This is a genomic window from Corynebacterium sp. 122RC1 (genome assembly GCF_024580955.1).
Lineage (GTDB): Bacteria > Actinomycetota > Actinomycetes > Mycobacteriales > Mycobacteriaceae > Corynebacterium > Corynebacterium kozikiae.
The window spans coordinates 65,008-84,460 of record NZ_JANIKD010000009.1; the positions used below are offsets into that span (position 1 = coordinate 65,008).

The window sequence follows — 19,453 nt, forward strand, 5'->3', positions numbered from 1 at the left end:
GTGGCGGGCGTGGTTGGGGCTTTGGCCTGCGAATTGCAATCCCGCCCGCGAGATACTGTAAGATACGTGCTGTTGCGTTCCCCTTAATCGGCGAACAGCAGCATTTCCCTGTGGTGTAATTGGCAACACTACGGTTTTTGGTACCGTCATTCTAGGTTCGAGTCCTGGCAGGGAAGCAACGATTTACCAGCGCAAACGCCGAAAACAACACCCATCCCACGACAATCCCACGACATTACCCAGCCACCGCTCTCATCTCCGCATCCAAACCCCCATTCCCAGGTCTGATTTGGCGGAGTGGCTTTAGCCGTTCATTGAATGAACTGCTTTCGTGCGGCAGGGTTGTTGCGTACTGGACTTCCGGGCCTGTTGGCGTGCCAGTTTTTGACTTCGTCTGCGTCCCAGAGGGGGGTTCGATTGTCTAGGTGTGCAACTTTTTGAGGTGTGCGTCCGTTTGCTGCGTAGTTAGTCCATGTGGCTGGGGTAATTCCTATGTAGGCTGCGCATTCTTTGACTCGCCACAGTTCGCGTCCGGTGTCTTTGTCGGTGATGATGGGGCGCATTAGGATTCCTTGTCTCTGATTTGTGCTGTGTAGAGGTTGTAGAGGGCAAGTCCCGTGATGGCCGCAACGAGGGGCCATATCGGGTTTGGTGTGGTGGCGTAAATTCCGGCTACGACGAGTGCGGCGATAGCGCTGACTGTGCGCCATGGGTTTTCATGGCACTGCTCCTTTCGGGGTTATTTGCGGTGTTTGCCCTTGTATCTCGGTTTCCGGTTCTGCCAAACCTGGATGGCCTGGAGGATGACCGTGATGATTCCGAGGATTAGTCCTGGCAGGGAAGCAACGATTTACCAGCGCAAACGCCGTTGGCTCAAGGATCCCGCCCCATGCCTTTGGGGCGAGGTTTTGCCCATTTATTGGGTTGTGGACGCGGGGGGAAAACGCGGTCGGGAGCCTCGGGAGCCTCAGTACCCCAATAGCTTCACCGTCCGAGCTGTACCGTGAGCTCACGGTCGATGCGGCCAAAGTTGTAGTAGGCGGCGCAAGCTCCCTCTGGGGACACCATGCAGGTGCCAATTGGGGTGTCCGGCGTGCAGGCGGTGCCAAACACTTTGCATTGCCACGGCTTGATGTGGCCGGTGAGCACGGAACCGCATTCGCATGCTGGGGGATCCTCTACGCGCCTGCCGGGGACATTGAAGATGCGTTCGGCGTCGAAGTCCGCGTAGGCGTCGGCAATGCCCATCCCTGAACGTTCGAGCCAGCCGAGTCCGCGCCATTCAAAGGTGTCGCGGATTGTAAACACTTCCTCCAAAAGGGCCCGGGCGGCTTCGTTGCCCTCGGGACGCACCACCCTGGCGTATTGGTTTTGCACCGCAGCATGCCCCGCATCCACCGCGCCAGAAGTGAATTGTTCAAGCAACATGGCCGTACCCTGGAGGATGTCCAAAGGCTCGAACCCGCACACCGCAACCGGCAGGTTGAACTCTTCGGGGAGGAAATCGAATGCCTGCGTGCCCACCACGGTTGCCACGTGGCCGGGGCCGATGAATCCGTCTACTTGAGTCTTGCCGCCGTCGGCGATCGCGCGTAGCGGTGGCTCAATGGTCACATGGTTGCTGAACACACTGAAATTGCTCACCCCGCGCTGCTTGGCATACCGCAAGGTCACCGCGGTAGAAGGGGCGGTGGTTTCAAAGCCGACGGCAAAAAACACCACCTTCTTCTGTGGGTTTTCCTCGGCGATTTTTAAGCTGTCGAGTGGCGAGTACACAAAGCGGATGTCGCAGCCCTGGGCGCGGGCCTGCATGAGGGAACGCTCGGAACCGGGCACCCGCATCATGTCACCAAACGTGGTCAAAATGACCCCCGGCTGGGCGGCCAACCACAGGGCGTCGTCTACACGCCCCATGGGAATTACACACACGGGGCAGCCGGGGCCGTGCACAAAATCAATTGTGTTCGGCAGCAGGTTTTCCAGCCCGTATCGGTAAATCGTATGCGTGTGGCCGCCGCAGATTTCCATCAGCTTGATGGGGTGGGAGAGTTGTGTGGCCATGTGCTCGATGCGCTCAATGAGCTGCCTCGCGGCCTGCGGGTCACGGAACTCGTCTACGAACTTCATTGGAATCCTTATAGTCCTCAAGTAGTTCTCAAAAGCCTTCAAACAATCAATGGGCGGTGCCCCGTCGGTGCACTTTTAGTGCACTGTTGGCGCCCCGTGTTGGGGTGAGTTGCGCACTACTCAATTTGTGACTGCTTGAAAGAATCCAGCTCGTCTTCAAAGGTGTCCGCGCCGAGCTGTTTAATTTGTTGCAAAGTGAGTTGGGCTTCATCCTCATCAATCACGCTGAGGGCGAAGCCCACATGGACGAGCACCCAGTCCCCAACACTCAGATTGTCTGCCAAGAGGAGGTCCGTGGAAACTTTCCTGCTCACTCCGTCAATGCTCACGGTGGCCCGTGTTGGGTCAGAGATTTCTACTACCTGTGCAGGAACTCCAAGGCACACGGGCGAACTCCTTTATGCGACTTTGCTACGTTTCCATTGCTACGTTTCCATTGTTGCGAGCACCGCCCAACACCGATCAAATCGCTTGCAAAAACCGATGGCACAACGGCCAATGGCAGTAAGGCGTGCTTTCTTGAAAACTTTACTCCTCAGCATCTTCTGCGGGCACCAAAATCGCAGCCGCAACTCCCTTGCCTTATGCCTAAAACTGGGTGCCGCAAAGAAGAGCAGGATTAGCATGAAAGCTGCAAGCAAAAACTGCACCCCAAACACCGCGCCCCACGAATAAGGAGAATCCCGTGGAACCGAAAAACCGCTTGAATGAGGACGCCCAGCAGGTCAATAACACAATTGCGCGTGTGCGGCGCCGCGGCGGGAGGTTGAAGGATGAGTACGTTACGCTCGCCCACGGCGCCGGTGGCAAGGCTTCCGCCAGCTTGTTGCAGCACGTGTTTTTTGATGAGTACGGCAATGATCTGCTCGGCCAAGGCGGTGATTCCACCGTGTTGGACCTGGCACTCAGCCAGCAGCAACATCCAGGTGCCAAACTGGCGTTTTCTACGGATTCCTATGTGGTCAATCCCATCGAGTTTCCCGGTGGTTCCATCGGTGAGCTGGCAATTCATGGGACCGTGAATGACCTGGCAGTGGCAGGCGCGGTGCCACAGTTCATTTCCGTGGCGTTCATTTTGGAGGAGGGGCTGCCCATTGAGACGCTGCGCAGGCTGGTCCAGCAGATGAAGCAGGCCGCGGAGACCTCCGGGGTCACAATCGCAACAGGCGATACCAAGGTGGTGCCCAAGGGCAAGGGTGACCAAGTGTATATCACCACAGCGGGCGTTGGACTGATCCCCGAGGGCCGTGAACTGGGATTTTCGCAGGTTCAGGTGGGCGATCGGATCCTGGTGTCCGGGCCAATTGCGGACCACGGGATGAGCGTGATGATGGCCCGCGGGGACCTGGCCATTGATGCCCCCATTGAGTCTGATACCCGCGAGGTTGCCTCCCTCACTCATGCCCTCCTGCAGGCCGTCCCCAACACGCGATGGATGCGCGACGCTACCCGTGGTGGCGTTGCCACGGTGATGAATGAGCTGGCGGAAACCACCGGCCTTGGCGTGGTGCTGGAGGATGAAGCGATCCCCGTGCGCCCCATGACCCGCGCTGCCTGCGACATGCTCGGCATCGACCCCCTCTACGTTGCCAACGAGGGCACGTTCCTCGCAGTGGTTCCACAGGAGCGTGCCGACGCGGCCCAGGCCGCAGTGCAACAGGCAGGAGCGCCGGAAGCAAGGTTGATTGGCAGCATCGTGGAAAAACCGGAGGCGTGCGTGGTGCTGGTGACCGCCTTCGGAGGCACCCGCATGGTGGACAAATTGGTGGGCGACCCACTCCCGCGCATCTGCTAAAGCAATCGCGCCGTGGCAAGCACCGCCTGCCCATAGCTCAGCCCGCCGTCGTTCGGCGGGAGCAAGCGGTGCCGCAATAAGGTGAGCCCAAGGCGCCCAAGAAACTCCTCAAGGTCCGCCACCAAAAGCTGGTTGAGGGCGCAGCCGCCAGTGATTGCCACCACATCCGTGGCAATGTCAGCGGCCACTGCCGCGGCCTTCACCCCAAGGATTTGGGCCAGGTGGCGGTGGAATTGCCGGGCGGCATCCGCGCGTGCGCCAACATCCCGTGCGGCCTGGTCTGAAGCGGCCATGAGCTGCGCGAAAGCCTCCTCAACGGTGCTCACCGCGTCCCAGCGGCAGCTCCCTTTGCGCGCGAGCTGTTCACACTCCATGGCCACCTGAGCCTCATAACTGACCGCACGCCCGAAGTCACCGCAACCAAGCAGCGCCCCTGCGGCGTCGAAAAGCCTGCCCAGCGAGCTTGTTGCGACGCTGAACCTCCCGCCATGTACCTGCGAGTCCACCAACGCCAGTTCCGTTGCGTCCACCAGCTCGGCGATGCGCGGCCGGCCAAGACCCCATGCCGCGGCAGCCCCAATGGCGAGGCGCCAGGGGTGGCGCACAGCGGCGTCGCCGCCCACGATCGGGAAGTGCGGCACATGCCAGCGGCGAACCATGTTGAACTGGGCATCGGTTGCAAAAATCTCCCCGCCCCAGATGGTGGCGTCGGTACCGTACCCCGTGCCGTCCGCAGCGATCACCACGGCAGGTTGGGAAACATTGTGTTCCGCCAAGATGCTCGCCGCGTGCGCCTCGTGGTGCTGGACCTGCAGCAAGGGCACGTCAAGGTCCTCGGCAAGCCGCTGCGCCCAGGATGTGGTGGCATACCCGGGGTGCAAATCGCACACAATCGCCTCAGGGACCTGCGCACGCATGGTGCAAAGCTGCTCAAACGTGCGGCTTAAAAGTTGCTGGGCGCGTACCGACGCAGCATCCCCCACATGCGCCGAAATGTGAGCCTGGCCATGAGCCGTCAAACACACCGTGTTTTTCAACTCCCCACCAGCGGCAAATACGCTCGGAAGCTCCGCGCGCCGGGCACTCAACGTGGCGGGAAGTTTGAGCGGCAACGGCGCCATCCCACGCGACCGGCGCACCGGTGTGGTGGAGAGGTACACCGAATCTTCAATGGGCAGGTGTATTTCGCGGTCGTGGAACAAGAACGCATCACAAAATCTGCCCAGCACCTCGCGCGCCTGCGCATTATCCGTGATCAACGGCTCGCCGCTTGGGTTGCCGCTGGTGGCAACCACCGGCGTGTCCACCAACAAGGTATGCAGCGGGGAATAGGGCAGTACCAGGCCCAATTGCTCTAGGCCAGGTGCAACCTCCTCCGCAATCCTGAGTTTTACTTCGCTTTCCTCAATGGGGCGTTGCGGGACGATCACGATTGGGTGCGCAGGGGAGCGCAAAAGCGCGAGCTCATGCTGATCAAAGCGTGCAATTTCTTGTGCCGTTGCTTCATCGGGGACCATCACCGCAAAGGGTTTATGTGGTCGCGCCTTGCGCTGCCGCAGGCGAGCAACTGCTTCCGGGTGGGTGGCGCTAGCCATCAAATGAAACCCGCCGATACCCCGGACAGCCAGGATCTTGCCCTCTGCCAGTAGCTTTTGTGCTTCGGCGATAACTTGCTGCGGATTCCCCCGTGCTGCGCTGGGTGCTGCGGAGTTGGGGGCGTCGGCACGCTCGAGCCACATCGTGGGGCCGCAGTCGGGGCAGGAGATTGGTTGGGCGTGGAAGCGGCGGTCGTTTGGGTCGGTGTATTCGGCTTCGCACTGTGGGCACATGGGGAACACGCGCATGGTGGTGTTGGGGCGGTCATAGGGGAGATCGCGAATGATGCTGGCGCGCGGGCCACAGTTTGTGCAGGTGATGAAGGGGTAGTGGTAGCGGCGATCGCTTGGGCTGTGGAACTCCCTCATACAGTCTTCACAGGGCGCAACGTCCGGCGGGATCAGCGTGCGCGCGCCTTGGGAATGAGTGGAGGCGAGAATGCGGAACCCCAATTCTTCGGCGGCGGGTGCGATGCTGGTTTCCTGGACGTCGGAAATGAATGCGAGGGGAGGAAGAGTGCGCACAATTTCCGCAATGCACTTCTGAATCGAAGCGGCACCGCCCTGCAGCTCGACGGTCACCTCCACATCGTTGTTACTGCACCACCCACTGAGGGGATATCTGGCGGCAACCTTTGCGATGTGCGGGCGCATCCCCACGCCCTGAACCACGCCTCGCAGCAACACGCGCCGGCGTACTACAGGGCTGTCCGGCCCGGGACCGGACGCGGGCACGGTGTGGGGAAGGGGTTCCATAGCGCACAATGTTAGTCCCCTGGACTCTGTAGAAGTGCTCGTTTGGCCGTTGCTCAGGACGTTGGCGGAGTACCGTGAACAGTGTGCATGAAGTGGCGTTGAGTACCCAGCTCGCCGCGGTGGTATCCCGCGCGGCCCAAGGAAAACCTGTGCGCGTGATTAACCTCCGCATCGGCGCCCTCCGCCAAGTTGTGCCCAGCTCAATGGAGTATGCATGGCAATTTGTTCGGGCCCGCCACGCAGACCCCGCGTTACGTGAGGCAGAGCTGCACATTGAGTGGGTGCCAGCCCAAATTCAGTGCCCACAAGGGCACGTCACGCAGCTCAGCGCCGATCAATACCTCAGCCTCACCTGCCCCGAATGCGGGGAAATTGCACAGGTAATCGCGGGGGAGGAGTTTCAAGTGCAAGAAATTGAAGTGGAAACCGCAATCGCTGGGAGAGCAGGAGGGGGATAGCGCAGCCAGAGCTTAAAGGGTTCCGCGCGCGGCTAGTTTGCTGGGTTGCCGGCCTGTTGGGGTGCGGGCCTGTGAGAAGAGACACCGCAACATTCATACATTCACACCATGTAAGGAGCACACCATGGGAAGATTCCACCGTCACGAGGACGGCACTGTTCACGCCCACGATCATGCCCACGATCACGAACACGATCATCACCATGACCACACGCATGAACACACGCATGAGGTAGGGGACCACTCCGGCTATGAGACGGGCCGCGAGCGCATAGAGGTGTTGGAAGACATCTTTAGTGAAAACGACCGCCGCGCGGCGAGCAACCGCGCTGCCTTTGCTGAACACGGCGTGCTGGCTATCAATGTGATGAGCTCACCGGGCGCCGGTAAAACCACGTTGCTGGAAAAGACCCTCGCCGAGCTGGGTCAAGACCTCCGATTCGGTGTGGTGGAAGGGGACATCGAAACGGCGATCGACGCTGACCGCCTTCGCGGATTCGGCGCGCAAGTATCCCTCCTCAACACCGGAAACGGCTTTGGCGGGGAGTGCCACCTGGATGCGCCAATGGTGTCCCGAGCGCTCGAAGGTCTGGAGTTGAGCACGCTGGATGTGGTGATGATCGAAAATGTGGGCAACCTGGTCTGCCCCGCTGAGTTTGAGGTGGGTGAGCACAAGAAAGTCATGATCGCCTCCGTGACCGAAGGCGAAGACAAGCCCCTCAAATACCCGGTGATGTTCCGCAGCGTGGAAGTGGTCGTGATCAACAAAATTGACCTTCTGCCATACCTCGATTTCAACCTGGATCTTTTCACACAGAACATCGCGCAGGTCAACCCCGAGGCAACCGTAATTGAGGTATCCACCAAGACTGGAGAGGGCCTTGAGCAGTGGTTCGCCTGGATCCGGAAACAATCCCAGCAGCGGGGGTAACGCTCCATCAATCGCAGGCAGCGCCCCTGGCACCAACACCAACGAGTACGGCACCCCCAGATAAGGTCAATCTCCTGGGGGTAGCCCACACCCGTTTGTGACAGAAAACTTTGTGACGTTTGCGGTGTTTTCCAAAAACTCAATTTGGCCGCAATTGGCAAGGAGTAGCGTGAAACACGAACGGAAGCGGCAGGTGTGTTGGGTCTGTGTTTTGAGCCTCCTCGCTTCCCAATGAATTCACTCATGGAAGCGGAGACGTTGCAATGAATACCGCCCAAACAACGGCGAACATTTCCCCCGACCCCCTCCAGGCCGGCGCACTGGACCGTCAGGATCGAGAAGCAGGAAGTGGGGCTGGGTCACCTTGGGGAGAATCCCCGGAGGAATTGTTTGGCCTGCCGGGTGTGTGGCAAAAACGCACCCTGTGGGAAAACCTGCAGCACAAGGGGGTTTCACGTAGGGATTTCATGAAGATGTGCTCGGGGTTGGCGGCAGTGTTCGCCACTGGAGTGCCGCTTCCGGCGATGGCCCAGGAGCAGGAAGCTGAAGAGATCGCGCAAGCAATTGGCCAGGTGACCAAACCGAATGTGGCGTGGTTGCAATTGCAGGAATGCACTGGCTGCATGGAATCCGTGCTGCGCTCAGGCGGCAACACTGTGGAAGACCTAGTGCTCAACCAACTTTCGGTAAATTACAACGAGCTGGTGATGGCCGCATCTGGTGAAGCCGCTGAGCAAGCCCTGCACGAACTCAACGAACAACCACACATCTTGGTGGTCAACGGATCCGTTGCGCTGGCTGAAGACGGCGTGTACTGCATGATCGGTGGCAAGACCTCCTTGCAGGTACTTGAGGAGGCTGCGGAAAACGCAACTGTGATCCTCGCAGTGGGCGCTTGCGCGGTGTACGGCTCGGTGCAAGCAGCTCGGCCAAACCCCACCCATGCGGTGGGGGTGGACGAGATCATCAAAGACAAACCGGTGATCAATGTTTCCGGCTGCCCACCAATTGGGGAGGTGATCACCGCAACTATTTCCTACCTACTCACGCACGGTAAGCCGCCAAAGGTGGATGCCGAGGGCCGCCCGCTGTTTGCCTACGACCAGCGCATCCACGATTCCTGCCCTCGCCGCGCGCACTTCGACGCCGGCCAGTTTGTCCGCAGTTTTGATGACGAAGGCGCTCGCAACGGCTGGTGCCTCTACGAGGTTGGTTGTAAAGGCCCCTCCACTTTCAGCCCTTGCCCCATCATTCAGTGGAACCTGAAGTCCGGTTGGCCCATCGGAGCTGGACACCCCTGCATTGGCTGCACGGAAAAGCACTTCTTTGACCGATTCACTCCCTTCTACACGGAGCTGCCGAACGTGCGGGGATTCGGCGTGGAGTCCAGCGTCGAAAAGGTTGGCTGGGGCCTGGTCGGCGCTGCCGCCGCGGGCGTGGCGGTGCATGGTGGTGTCACGATGATGCGCCAAATCAGCGTGCGCCGGGCAAATGGGGATTTGGAAACCATAGAAACCTACGCGGGGGTCCGTGGCGATGCGCCCCAACAGGTGACGTCGGAAAGCCCCACCCCACCAGAGAGCGCGCCCAACAATCCTCCCCAGAACCCCAGCTAGCCTGCGTGTGAAGAAAGAGCCGGAACCATGGCAGAACGAATTGTTGTAGACCCCCTGACCCGCATCGAAGGCCACCTGCGCATTGAGATGGAGGTGGATGGCGGTGAGGTGCAAGAGGCCTGGAGCGAAGCCACCCAGTACCGAGGCATCGAGACGATTGTGCAGGGGCGTGATCCGCGCGACGTGTGGGCGTTTGTCGGGCGCATTTGTGGCGTGTGTACCGCAACGCACTCGGTGGCCTCGGTGGTGGCGGTGGAAGATGCCATCGGCACCCAGATCCCGCGCCAAGCGCAGCTCATCAGGGACCTGCTGCTGGCCGCGCAGGAAGTGCATGACCATGTGGTGCACTTCTATCACCTGCACGCCCTGGATTGGGTGAATGTGGTGTCGGCGGCGGAGGCTGATCCGGAAAAGACCGCGGAGTTTGCCCGCTCTATCGGTTCCACCTGGAAAGGCAATACCCCGGAGCAATTTGCCAAGGTGAAGCAAACCGTGCAGGGCATTTTGGACTCCGGCCAGCTCTCCATTTTCACCGGCGGCTACTGGGACCACCCGGACTATCGCCTGCCGCCGGAGGCCAATCTCATGGCGGTGAGCCACTACCTTGATGCGCTGCAGTTCCAGCGTTCCATTATTCGCATCACCACGGTGTTTGGCGGGAAGAACCCGCACCCAAACTTCCTGGTGGGTGGCATGGCGTGTTCGATCGACCCGGACAAGTCCGAGACGGTGAACCAGGTGGCAATTGACCAAATCCAGGCGTGGACAGAGGAAATAGAAAACTTTGTGGTGGGCTGCTACCTGCCGGACGCCATGGCGATCATGGGGGTGTATAAGGACTACTTTGACATTGGAAAATCTGCAGACACCTTCATGGCGGTGGGTATGGCCGGCGCCTGCGTTCGCGGTGACCAGCTAGAACGCTCCCTTTCCTTCGCCCACCCCGAGATCACGCCCGGTGTGATTCTGGACGGTGACTACACCACGCTGCATCCGCTGGATCCCGGCAAGATCAAGGAATACGTGGCCAGCGCATGGTTGGAGTACTCCATTGGCAACGAGGCCGGGCTGGATCCGGCCATCGGTGAAACCACGCCGCGTTACACCGGCCCCAAGCCGCCTTATGAATGGCTGGCAGAAAACAAGGAGTACACCTGGTCCAAGGCCCCGCGTTACGACGGCCGCCCTACCCAGGTGGGCCCAGTTGCGCGAGTATTGCTGGCTTACCTCCAGAACGAACCGGAGACGAAGCGCTTGGTAGACGAGGCCATGCGGACCTTGGGCATCCGCATTGAGCAGTTCAACTCCACGGGCGGACGCACTCTGGCGCGGGCCGTGGAAGCCGTAACCACCTCCACGAACATGCTGGAAAAGCTGTTGCCGCAGTTCATCCAGGGAATCAAGGAGGGCGATTATGACGTGTTCAATCCCCGCCTTTGGGAGCCGAGTTCCTGGCCCAAGGAGACCTCCGGCTTTGCCATGTTGGAGGTGGCCCGTGGCACGCTTTCGCATTATGTGACCATCGAGAATGAGTTGGTTTCCCAATACCAGGCGGTGGTGCCGAGCACTTGGCTCTCCGGTGGCCGTGACGCTGCCGGAAACCGCGGCCCCTATGAAGAGGCTTTGGCTGGTGGCGGCCATCCCTTGGTGGATGCGAAGCGGCCCCTGGAAGTATTGCGCACAATTCACTCCTTTGACCCGTGCATGTCCTGCGCGGTGCACCTGCTGGATGCTGAGGGTGAAGAGTTGTTCCAGGTGATGACCCAATGACCGCAAACACCCATCAACCAGAGCTTTCCGTTATCTCCAGCTTTCCGGTGGACATCTATGGCCAGGAGACGCTGATCCGCCTGGCGGCAATCGTGCCGGAAACTTCCAACAGCCCGGTTGATCTGGCGCTGCGGAGAACCACTGACCGCACCTATGAGGCGGGTGCATTCAGCCCAGGAACGCCCGAGCGGCCCTATTCCATTGTGGAAGCCCGCCAGGTGTATGTGCGCTCCGCCAGGCGCGACCTCAAAGTAATGCGTGGTGATGTGGACGCGGTGATGGAGGCATCCCACGCCAACCGAGAGCAGCGGATTCTTGCCCGAAAACACTTTGCTGCAATGCAGAAGGCGGGGCGCAAATGCATGGCGGTGGCTATTGCGGACCTCAACTCGGACACCCCGGATGACTTTCAGCTCGCCGGCATTGTGAGTTTTGGTGTGTGCAGCCACCGCTTCCGCTTGGCCCCCACGCGCCCTGGCTACACGCGGGTGCAGTTGTGGCCGCTGGCTCTGCGGTTCCAACACTGGTTCAACGTGGCGTTCATCGTGCTGCTTTCCATCACCGGCTACTACATCATGGATCCTTTCTTTGGCCCTGGGGCTACCCAAGACACGGGCTACTTCATGGGGATTGTGCGCTTTGTGCACATTGCCAGCGGCGTGGGTTGGATTGCGCTTGCGCTGTGGCGCGTGAGTTTGTTCATTTTTGCCAAAGAACCCCATATGCGTTGGCGAGCTCTATGGCCGATCTACAACAAGCAGGACCTGAAAAACTTGCTGGGGACGGCCAAGTTCTACATGTTCCTCAGCAAAGAGGCGCCGCAATATGTGGGGCACAACGGCCTGCAGCAGCTCACCTACACCGGTATCTATGCGATGTGCGGGGTGCAGATGTTCACCGGTTTGTCCCTGTATGCTCTGGCGGATCAGACAAATTGGTTCTACGTTGTGCTCGCGTACCCAATCCACTGGTTTGGCGTGCCTGCGGTAAGGCTCTTCCATGCGGCCGTGATGTTCATCATCTGGGCTTTCGTGGTGGTGCACGTGTACCTGGCGTTCCGCGCTGACTCCTTGGAAGACCACGGCGGTGTGTCCTCCATGGTCAACGGCGCGGTGTGGCTGCCCACAGGGTCACGCCCAGTAGATGCCCCCGAGATCGAATGAGCGCGCGCATCCATGTGATTGGGATCGGCAATCCAATCATGGCGGACGACGCAGCCGGCCTGGCCATCTTGCAGCGTCTGCAGGCGCGTTACGGTGACCAGGGGGAACCTGGGCGCGCCCGAGCCTGTGCTGGATCCGGAGGAGGGGCCAGTGCCGGAGGAGGGGACGGAGTTGCGGTAGGGATGACGCTGGAGTTCATCGACGGCGGCACCTCAGGCATGGAGATCCTGCCAGATATCCAGGACGCCACCAAGCTCTTGGTGCTTGACGCCATCACACACCCGGTGCATCCTCCAGGCACGGTGCTCACCTACGTTGGGGACCAATTGCCCCGCCTCCGCAAACAGGCTGTTTCACCACATCAAGTGGGGCTTTTGGATTTGCTGTCCACGGCACGCTTGCTTGGTTCAGAACCACAAGAGGTTGTGGTGGTGGGCATCGTAGCTCGAAGCGCGGAGCTGCATGTTGGCCTCTCCCCGGAGGTGGAAGCCTCGGTTCCTTTGGCGGTGGAAAAGGCCAAAGAGGTGCTCGATGCGTGGCTCGGGCTGTGCGGCGGCGAAAGTGCTAGCTCAGGTTGCTGATTGCGGAGCTGCCGGTTGGCTCGGTTCACCCGAACTAATCTCAATCCACGTAAGCGCAAACTCCTTGCCTTGGCGCATTTCTGCGGTGGGGTGCCCGCATACTGGACACAGGAGGGCAAAGAACTCGTCGATTTCCTGTTCCGCTACACAATTGGCACACCAGATGGTTGCCGGAACATCCTCAATTTCTAGCCGTGCGTCTTCGCAGCATGTGCCGGATGAAGCAATTGGCCAGGCTGCGGTAAGGGCCTCGATGACCACACCGGAACGCCTTCCCACCTTCAGCCCCACGGCCTCTACGGTGGCACCGATGCGCAAAGCTTCTTGGGTGGCATCCTGAGTGCTCACGGCCTGGACAACGCCGGTGAGCAAGGAAAGTTCGTGCATACCGTCCAGTGTAGGGGTGTGAAAGAGTAGGTTGGATTCTGGAAAGGAATTGCAAGGTTGTGAACGCGAATACCACCCCCGAGGCCTCTCATACTCGCCGCGCCACCATCTCGATTGGCCAGGTGGTGGATCCGCTCGCCGCGAAGGTGATCATCAGTACTAGCCCTCCTGCCGGGCTATCGCAGATGTACCCGAGCAAGGAAGATTGGGAGCGCGATCCTTTTGGCATCGCCCACTTTGACCTCCATGGAGTGCCACGAGTGGAGGACTTCCTGGTGGGCAAACCAGCTAGGGAGGTTCCCGCACTGGTCACCCGGTTGTGCGGATTATGCCCGGTGACCCATCACCTAGCGGGCATTGCGGCACTTGATCAACTAGTTTCGGAGCAACCTTCGGAGCCCGCCTTAAAGGTTCGTGCGTTGCTCCATTACGGCAGCGTGTTGGATGTGCTGGGGCCGCGGGTGATTGCCTCCCAGGGGCGGCAGGCACAAATTGCCGTGAAAAGTATCGGGAAGAACGCGCTCGCATTGGCGGGTGCGATGGGGCATTTCCCGGATGTTGCCATACCAGGCGGCGTGCGCATCCCCGCAGGCTGGCAGAATGGCCAAAGCAGCGAAACCGCAACCACGCAGAGGCACGCGATCCTTGACGCGCTCGATGCAGCAGCCGAACTCCTGGACGCTGCATACAGTGCCGTGAACAGTGCGGAGGCGAACGCCAACAACTCTCACCACCGGAAGTGGAAGCTGCCACCGTTTCCCGGCGCGGCGGTACGGCTCGCGGACGCGAACCCACTGGGCCAAGAAGTGGAAGTGACCCTGGGTGAAGCGACCCAACGCTACAGCGCCGCGGAGTTTGCTGCGAACCTCATAGAGACGATCCCGGGCGCGATTGCTCCGCGGCCGATGTTGCGGTTGCATGGACAATGGGTGCCCTTCAAAGTGGGCCCCACCGCTCGTTTCCCCGAGGAGCTGGGTGCTGCAGCCGCCCAGGTTGCTTTGGTGCGAGAGGCGCTTGGGCGCGTCGGTACCCTTGTGGAGGAGTTTCCGCATGTTGTGGCGCAGCTCGGGCAGGAGCCAGCGCGAGAGGTTGGCGACGGCATTGGGGTGGGCCTAGTGGACGGGCCGCGAGGATTGCTGATGCACCAATATGAGGTGGAAGGGGGAGTGTTGCGTAAGTGCCAGATTTTGAGCCCCACTGCGCAAAATGAACCCTGGCTTGCGTACATGTTGGGCGCGGCGTTTGTGCAGTACGCAGGAGAGGAAGGTGGGCAGGAGCGCATGAAGTACGCGATGGAACAAGCCGTGCGTGCAGCGGACCCCTGCTTGCCATGCACCCAGGCGCCAGAAGGCATGATGAACATTGAAGTGGAGTATGAACCGTTCAAGGGGAAGGGCTGAGTATCGATGTGCCTTGGAATACCCGCAAAAGTTATTGAGCTTGGCCCAACTGACGATCCGTTGCCTATGGGAGTCATTGATGTGATGGGGCAACGCAGGCCATGCTGTTTTGCATACGTCCCGGAAGTGCAAGTGGGGGATTGGGTGCTGATCCAAAACAGCTTTGCCATGACAATCGTGGATGAATCGAGCGCGCGGGAGTCTTTGGCAACAATCGAGGAGTTCGATCTCATTGATAACCCGCCCGTGAATCCGCCGCACTGAAGCACTCGCCCAAGGCTTGCTGTGCAAGGGTTGAGACCCAAGGCTTGATGACCAAGTCCCGCGGTGCGGCATCGTGGGTGGGGATTGTGGGTGGGGAAACTGTAGGGTTACTAACTATGGTTCGGCAGCGAATGACAGGGAAACAGCGCCGCGAACAGCTCATCACCATTGGGCGTTCGGTGTTTGCGGAGCGTGGCTTCGACGGCGCATCCGTGGAGGAAATCGCCTCACGGGCAGGGGTGACAAAACCCGTGGTCTACGAGCATTTTGGTGGTAAAGAGGGCCTGTATGCGGTGGTGGTGGATCGTGAAATGATCCGCCTGGAGCAGCTCGTCACCGAGGCGCTGGAAACGGGGCGCTCCAAGGCGCGCATTGAGCAGGCCGTCCTCGCGCTGCTTGGCTACGTTGAAGATGAAACCGATGGCTTCCAGATCTTGGTGCGTGATATGACCCCCGGCCAGGGCCGATCGTATTCCACCTTGCTCAACGACTTCGTGGCGCAAGTCTCCCACATCCTGGCCAATGCCTTCACACGCCAAGGAATCAATCCGGAATATGCGGTGTTGTACGGGCAGGCGCTGGTGGGCATGGTGTCCATGACCGCCCAGTGGTGGTTGGACCAACGCCAAATGGAGGATGCTCCCAGCAAAGAGGAGGTTGCAGCGCACATCGTGAACCTGAGCTGGAACGGCCTCGCCGGCATGGAAGCAGAACCGCGGCTCTAAGCCCCAAAAGGAGAAACACGGAAGTGGCCCCACACGGCAACCCACACGACAACCCGCCAGCACCAACTCCAGCAACAGGCGCGCCCGCGACCCCTATGCTCGCCGGGTTGCTGAAAGTCGCGGCCTCTGACCCCAAGCTCAAGGGCGTGCTGCGAAACGTCGGCGAGCCGCACCTCCACCTCACCTCGCTGCCCCAGGCACGTCCGTGGGCACTGGCAACCTTGGCGCAGGCGGCGCCGGTGCTCGTCGTCACCGCGACCGGCCGCGAGGCCGAAGATCTCAGCGCCGAGCTCGCAGCAATGCTGGGCAACAAGGTGGCGTGGATGCCGGCGTGGGAAACGCTGCCGCACGAACGCCTCAGTCCGGGCGCAGACATCGTGGGTACACGCGCAAGCATCCTAGACAGGATTTCGCGTGCCGACGACCCCCTGCGCGTTGTAGTCACCGCGGCGAGGGGCGTTGCGCAACCCATCATGGCTAAGGCGGTGGGCCGGGAGGCGCTGGTGCTGCAAGAAGGCGCGCAGTTCGAGATCGAAGCCCTGCACAACGCGCTGGTGGAGCGCGCCTATCAACATGTGGACCTGGTGGCCAAGCGCGGTGAGTTTGCCTCCCGCGGTGGCATCGTGGACGTGTTTCCCACCACCGCAGATCAGCCGGTTCGTTTGGAGTTCTGGGGAGATGAAATCACAGAAATCCGCGAGTTTTCCGTGGCTGACCAGCGCGCCTATACTGAAGCAACGCTAGAGAAAGTCCATATCTACCCGGCGCGCGAGCTCCTTATCACTGAGCAGGTGCGGGAGCGTGCCGCCGAGCTGGCCACGAAGTTCCAGCAAAACCCCACGTTGCAGGAGTTGCTCACCAAGATCTCGGAGGGGATGTACTCCGACGGCATGGAGGCCCTCATCCCGGTGCTGCAGGACGAGCCTCTGGTTCCCCTCATGGAACTCATGCCTCAAGGCACCCACGTTGTGGCTCTTGACCCGGAGAAGATCCGCAGGCGCGTGGAAGATCTCCAGGCCACGGATGCGGAGTTCTTAGCCGCGGGCTGGGAGGCAGCGGCGATGGGTGCCGCAGGCCCGGTGGCAGCGCAAGGTCTTGATCTGGAGGCCAGCTCCTACAGGTCCTATGAGTCCCTGCAGATTTCCGCCCAACGTGCCGGCGGGGTGTGGTGGACCATGGCGCCCCCAGGTATGTTCGGCGCCGCCGAGAATCAAACCCTTGACCTGGGCTACGAGCCTGGTCCCACCCCGCGCGGTGACCTCAAAGCCATTGATGAGATGATGGCTTTGCTGCTCGCGCACACCCTCGCCGGAGGGCGCGCCGCCTACATCGCCCCGGCGGCTGGCGCGATTAAGCGCATGCAGCAACGCTTCGCAGAAAAAGGTATCGCTACTCGGGTTGCCACCCCAGGGTGGGAGCCCAGCCCTGGGGAAGTAACCCTTTACCAGGCACTCAGCCACGCCGGACTGGTGTTCCCCAAAGTGCGCAAGCATGGAAATGCCCCGGCTGGTCAGGCTCTGCCGCTGGTAGTGGTCACGGAAACGGACCTTACGGGCAACCGCGTGGGAGACATCGCTGGGGCGAAACGGCGAAAGGCGAAAAAGCGCCACCGCGTGGACCCATTGGCGCTGAAAACCGGCGACTATGTAGTGCATGAAACCCACGGCATCGGCCGCTTCCTGCAGATGACCGAGCGCACCATCACTACCGGTGATGAAACCTCCCGCCGCGAATACGTGGTGCTGGAGTACGCGCCCAGCAAGCGCGGCAACCCGCCAGACCAGCTTTACGTACCCATGGACTCCCTGGATTTGCTGTCCAAATACGTGGGTGGCGAGGCCCCCACGCTTTCCAAGATGGGTGGCTCTGACTGGAAGAACACCAAAAAGAAGGCCCGCGCCGCGGTCCGTGAGATCGCCGGTGAGCTGGTGGAACTCTACGCCAAGCGGCAATCCGCGCCGGGGCACGCCTTCGCGCCGGATTCCCCCTGGCAGCAGGAGATGGAAGATAACTTCCCGTTTGTGGAAACGGAAGACCAAATGCTCGCCATCGAGGCCGTGAAAGAGGACATGGAGAAGCCGGTCCCGATGGACCGAGTGGTAGTGGGTGACGTCGGCTACGGCAAAACTGAAGTTGCCGTGCGAGCTGCCTTCAAGGCTGTTCAGGACGGCACTCAGGTAGTGGTGCTCGTGCCCACCACGTTGCTTGCGCAGCAGCACTTGGCCACCTTTGAAGAGCGCATGGCTGGGTTCCCCGTGACAATCAAGGGGCTTTCACGTTTCACCTCCGCGGCGGAAGCAAAGGAGATTTTGCGCGGGCTTGCTGATGGCTCGGTGGACATTGTGATTGGCACCCACCGCCTGCTGCAAACTGGCGTGCAGTGGAAGAACCTCGGCCTGGTTGTGGTGGATGAGGAACAGCGCTTTGGCGTGGAGCACAAGGAGCACATCAAGGCACTGCGTACTCACGTGGACGTGCTCACCATGTCTGCCACGCCAATCCCGCGCACTTTGGAGATGTCCATGGCGGGCATTCGGGAAATGTCCACTATTCTTACCCCGCCTGAGGACCGCCACCCCATCCTTACTTACGTGGGTGTGCAGGAGGAACAGCAGGTGGCGGCGGCAATTCGCCGCGAGCTGCTGCGCGACGGCCAGGTGTTCTATGTGCACAACAAGGTTGCGGACATTGAGAAGAAGGCCCGCGAGCTGCGCGACCTCGTTCCCGAGGCCCGCATCGTGGTGGCGCACGGCCAGATGAGTGAGGAGCTTCTGGAGCGCACGGTGCAGGGCTTCTGGGATAGGGAATATGACGTGCTGGTGTGTACCACAATCGTGGAAACAGGTTTGGACATCGCCAACGCCAACACCCTCATCGTGGAGAACGCACACCACATGGGCTTGAGCCAACTGCACCAGTTGCGTGGGCGTGTGGGCCGTTCCCGCCAGCGCGGCTACGCCTACTTCCTTTACCCCAAGGGGGTCACGCTCACTGAGACCTCCTACGATCGTTTGGCTACCATCGCCGCAAACAATGATCTGGGTGCCGGCATGGCAGTGGCCATGAAGGACCTGGAGATGCGTGGCGCTGGCAACGTGCTCGGCGCGCAACAGTCCGGACACATCGCGGGCGTGGGCTTTGACCTCTACGTTCGTCTGGTGGGGGAGGCCGTGGAGGCCTACCGGGCGATGGCAGACGGCAAGGTGGTGGATGCCACGGAGCAGGGCCCCAAGGAAATTCGCATTGACCTGCCGGTGGACGCCCACATCCCGGAGAAGTTCATCAACGCCGAGCGCCTGCGCCTGGAGGTGTACCGCAAGCTGGCTTCCGCCCAGTCTGAGGCAGATATTCGGCTGGTGGTGGAGGAGATGGAGGACCGCTTCGGCCCCGTCCCCGCCGAGGTTCAGCGCCTGCTTGCGGTGGCGCGATTGCGCCTTGCTGCCCGTGCGGCCGGGATTTCCGACATCGGCGTGCAAGGCACTCGCATCAAGATCCACCCGGTGGAGTTGCCGGATTCCAAGCAGGTCCGCCTCAAGCGCCTGCAGCCTTCCGCAACGTTCCGCGCAGCGGCGAAGGCTATCCAGTTGAGCTTCCCCAAGCAGGGGCGAAACGTCACGGACAAACCGTTGCGCGACGTAGAGCTGCTGCAATGGGTTGCGGACTTCCTGCACCAAATGTTTGAGGTGGAACGCGTCAATGTTGCAGGCGGAAAACTGGAAGAATTGCCGACGCTGCCAAGCGCCAGCCCCAGCAGCGCCCGCGCGCGGGAGACGGCACCACGCTCCGCGGCCAGGTCTGCCCGTTCCGTGGTGGTCACCGACGATGACCTGGATTACGAGGACAAGCGTGAGGCCAGGCGGCGGAAGTACCGCCTGCGCTAGGGGA

The 19,453-nt window shown here is 60.7% G+C and carries 15 protein-coding genes and 1 tRNA gene; 12 read left to right on the forward strand and 4 right to left on the reverse strand.

From position 1 onward, the window contains the following. Positions 1–104: 104 nt before the first annotated feature. Positions 105–176 (forward strand) — tRNA-Gln (locus NQ050_RS06065). Positions 177–984: 808 nt separating this feature from the next. On the opposite strand, the gene hypD is transcribed toward NQ050_RS06065, so the two are convergent. After that, on the reverse strand, positions 985–2,127 hold the full coding sequence (gene hypD, locus NQ050_RS06075) for a hydrogenase formation protein HypD (RefSeq protein ID WP_257038401.1): 1,143 nt from the start codon (positions 2,125–2,127) through the stop codon (positions 985–987). 116 nt (positions 2,128–2,243) lie between these two features. After that, positions 2,244–2,513, reverse strand: coding sequence for a HypC/HybG/HupF family hydrogenase formation chaperone (locus NQ050_RS06080; RefSeq protein WP_257038402.1), 270 nt, complete (start codon positions 2,511–2,513; stop codon positions 2,244–2,246). A gap of 299 nt (positions 2,514–2,812) precedes the next feature. On the opposite strand from NQ050_RS06080, the gene hypE reads away from it, so the two are divergent. After that, a complete protein-coding gene (gene hypE, locus NQ050_RS06085) occupies positions 2,813–3,922 on the forward strand; it encodes a hydrogenase expression/formation protein HypE (RefSeq protein WP_257038403.1) in 1,110 nt (369 codons plus the stop codon). Here the strand turns inward: hypE and hypF are convergent. Continuing rightward, entirely contained in the window at positions 3,919–6,273 is a 2,355-nt protein-coding gene (gene hypF / locus NQ050_RS06090; protein ID WP_257038404.1) for a carbamoyltransferase HypF, read from the reverse strand. The two genes, hypE and hypF, sit on opposite strands and share 4 nt — an antisense overlap. A gap of 74 nt (positions 6,274–6,347) precedes the next feature. On the opposite strand from hypF, the gene NQ050_RS06095 reads away from it, so the two are divergent. The 6 genes from NQ050_RS06095 (at position 6,348) to NQ050_RS06120 (ending at position 12,792) form a co-directional block, all read left to right on the forward strand. Beyond that, a complete protein-coding gene (locus NQ050_RS06095; RefSeq protein WP_257038405.1) occupies positions 6,348–6,731 on the forward strand; it encodes a hydrogenase maturation nickel metallochaperone HypA in 384 nt (127 codons plus the stop codon). A gap of 124 nt (positions 6,732–6,855) precedes the next feature. After that, positions 6,856–7,662, forward strand: a complete 807-nt coding sequence (gene hypB / locus NQ050_RS06100) for a hydrogenase nickel incorporation protein HypB (RefSeq protein WP_257038406.1) — start codon at positions 6,856–6,858, stop codon at positions 7,660–7,662. A 263-nt stretch (positions 7,663–7,925) separates the two neighbouring features. Then, the gene (locus NQ050_RS06105) at positions 7,926–9,278 is read left to right on the forward strand and encodes a hydrogenase small subunit (protein ID WP_257038407.1); all 1,353 of its coding nucleotides are present in this window, start codon (positions 7,926–7,928) and stop codon (positions 9,276–9,278) included. A gap of 27 nt (positions 9,279–9,305) precedes the next feature. After that, complete coding sequence (locus tag NQ050_RS06110) at positions 9,306–11,048, forward strand: nickel-dependent hydrogenase large subunit (protein WP_257038408.1); 1,743 nt, start codon at positions 9,306–9,308, stop codon at positions 11,046–11,048. Continuing rightward, on the forward strand, positions 11,045–12,211 hold the full coding sequence (gene cybH / locus NQ050_RS06115; RefSeq protein ID WP_257038409.1) for a Ni/Fe-hydrogenase, b-type cytochrome subunit: 1,167 nt from the start codon (positions 11,045–11,047) through the stop codon (positions 12,209–12,211). The genes NQ050_RS06110 and cybH overlap by 4 nt, the downstream gene beginning before the upstream one ends. Further along, positions 12,208–12,792, forward strand: a complete 585-nt coding sequence (locus NQ050_RS06120; RefSeq protein WP_257038410.1) for a hydrogenase maturation protease — start codon at positions 12,208–12,210, stop codon at positions 12,790–12,792. Before cybH ends, NQ050_RS06120 begins: the two co-directional genes overlap by 4 nt. On the opposite strand, the gene NQ050_RS06125 is transcribed toward NQ050_RS06120, so the two are convergent. Beyond that, positions 12,781–13,179 carry a hydrogenase maturation nickel metallochaperone HypA gene (locus tag NQ050_RS06125; RefSeq protein ID WP_257038411.1) on the reverse strand — a complete coding sequence of 133 codons (399 nt, stop codon included), beginning with the start codon at positions 13,177–13,179 and terminating at the stop codon, positions 12,781–12,783. The two genes, NQ050_RS06120 and NQ050_RS06125, sit on opposite strands and share 12 nt — an antisense overlap. A 59-nt stretch (positions 13,180–13,238) precedes the next feature. Here NQ050_RS06125 and NQ050_RS06130 point away from each other — a divergent pair, with 59 nt between their 5' ends. From NQ050_RS06130 to mfd, 4 genes are all read left to right on the forward strand, one after another. After that, positions 13,239–14,579, forward strand: coding sequence for a nickel-dependent hydrogenase large subunit (locus NQ050_RS06130; RefSeq protein WP_257038412.1), 1,341 nt, complete (start codon positions 13,239–13,241; stop codon positions 14,577–14,579). A 6-nt stretch (positions 14,580–14,585) separates the two neighbouring features. Then, a complete protein-coding gene (locus NQ050_RS06135; protein WP_257038413.1) occupies positions 14,586–14,843 on the forward strand; it encodes a HypC/HybG/HupF family hydrogenase formation chaperone in 258 nt (85 codons plus the stop codon). A gap of 116 nt (positions 14,844–14,959) precedes the next feature. After that, positions 14,960–15,568, forward strand: a complete 609-nt coding sequence (locus NQ050_RS06140; RefSeq protein WP_257038414.1) for a TetR/AcrR family transcriptional regulator — start codon at positions 14,960–14,962, stop codon at positions 15,566–15,568. 95 nt (positions 15,569–15,663) lie between these two features. Then, the gene (mfd, locus tag NQ050_RS06145; protein WP_257038429.1) at positions 15,664–19,449 is read left to right on the forward strand and encodes a transcription-repair coupling factor; all 3,786 of its coding nucleotides are present in this window, start codon (positions 15,664–15,666) and stop codon (positions 19,447–19,449) included. The last annotated feature ends 4 nt before the right edge of the window (positions 19,450–19,453 follow it).

Excerpts from the sequence above, each read along its gene's own strand:
- cybH (WP_257038409.1), top strand. The coding sequence starts at position 11,045 with ATGACCGCAAACACCCATCAACCAGAGCTTTCCGTTATCTCCAGCTTT.
- NQ050_RS06105 (WP_257038407.1), top strand. The coding sequence starts at position 7,926 with ATGAATACCGCCCAAACAACGGCGAACATTTCCCCCGACCCCCTCCAG.
- hypF (WP_257038404.1), bottom strand. The coding sequence starts at position 6,273 with ATGGAACCCCTTCCCCACACCGTGCCCGCGTCCGGTCCCGGGCCGGAC.
- NQ050_RS06140 (WP_257038414.1), top strand. The coding sequence starts at position 14,960 with ATGGTTCGGCAGCGAATGACAGGGAAACAGCGCCGCGAACAGCTCATC.
- hypB (WP_257038406.1), top strand. The coding sequence starts at position 6,856 with ATGGGAAGATTCCACCGTCACGAGGACGGCACTGTTCACGCCCACGAT.
- NQ050_RS06125 (WP_257038411.1), bottom strand. The coding sequence starts at position 13,179 with ATGCACGAACTTTCCTTGCTCACCGGCGTTGTCCAGGCCGTGAGCACT.
- NQ050_RS06110 (WP_257038408.1), top strand. The coding sequence starts at position 9,306 with ATGGCAGAACGAATTGTTGTAGACCCCCTGACCCGCATCGAAGGCCAC.
- mfd (WP_257038429.1), top strand. The coding sequence starts at position 15,664 with ATGCTCGCCGGGTTGCTGAAAGTCGCGGCCTCTGACCCCAAGCTCAAG.
- NQ050_RS06135 (WP_257038413.1), top strand. The coding sequence starts at position 14,586 with ATGTGCCTTGGAATACCCGCAAAAGTTATTGAGCTTGGCCCAACTGAC.
- hypD (WP_257038401.1), bottom strand. The coding sequence starts at position 2,127 with ATGAAGTTCGTAGACGAGTTCCGTGACCCGCAGGCCGCGAGGCAGCTC.
- NQ050_RS06120 (WP_257038410.1), top strand. The coding sequence starts at position 12,208 with ATGAGCGCGCGCATCCATGTGATTGGGATCGGCAATCCAATCATGGCG.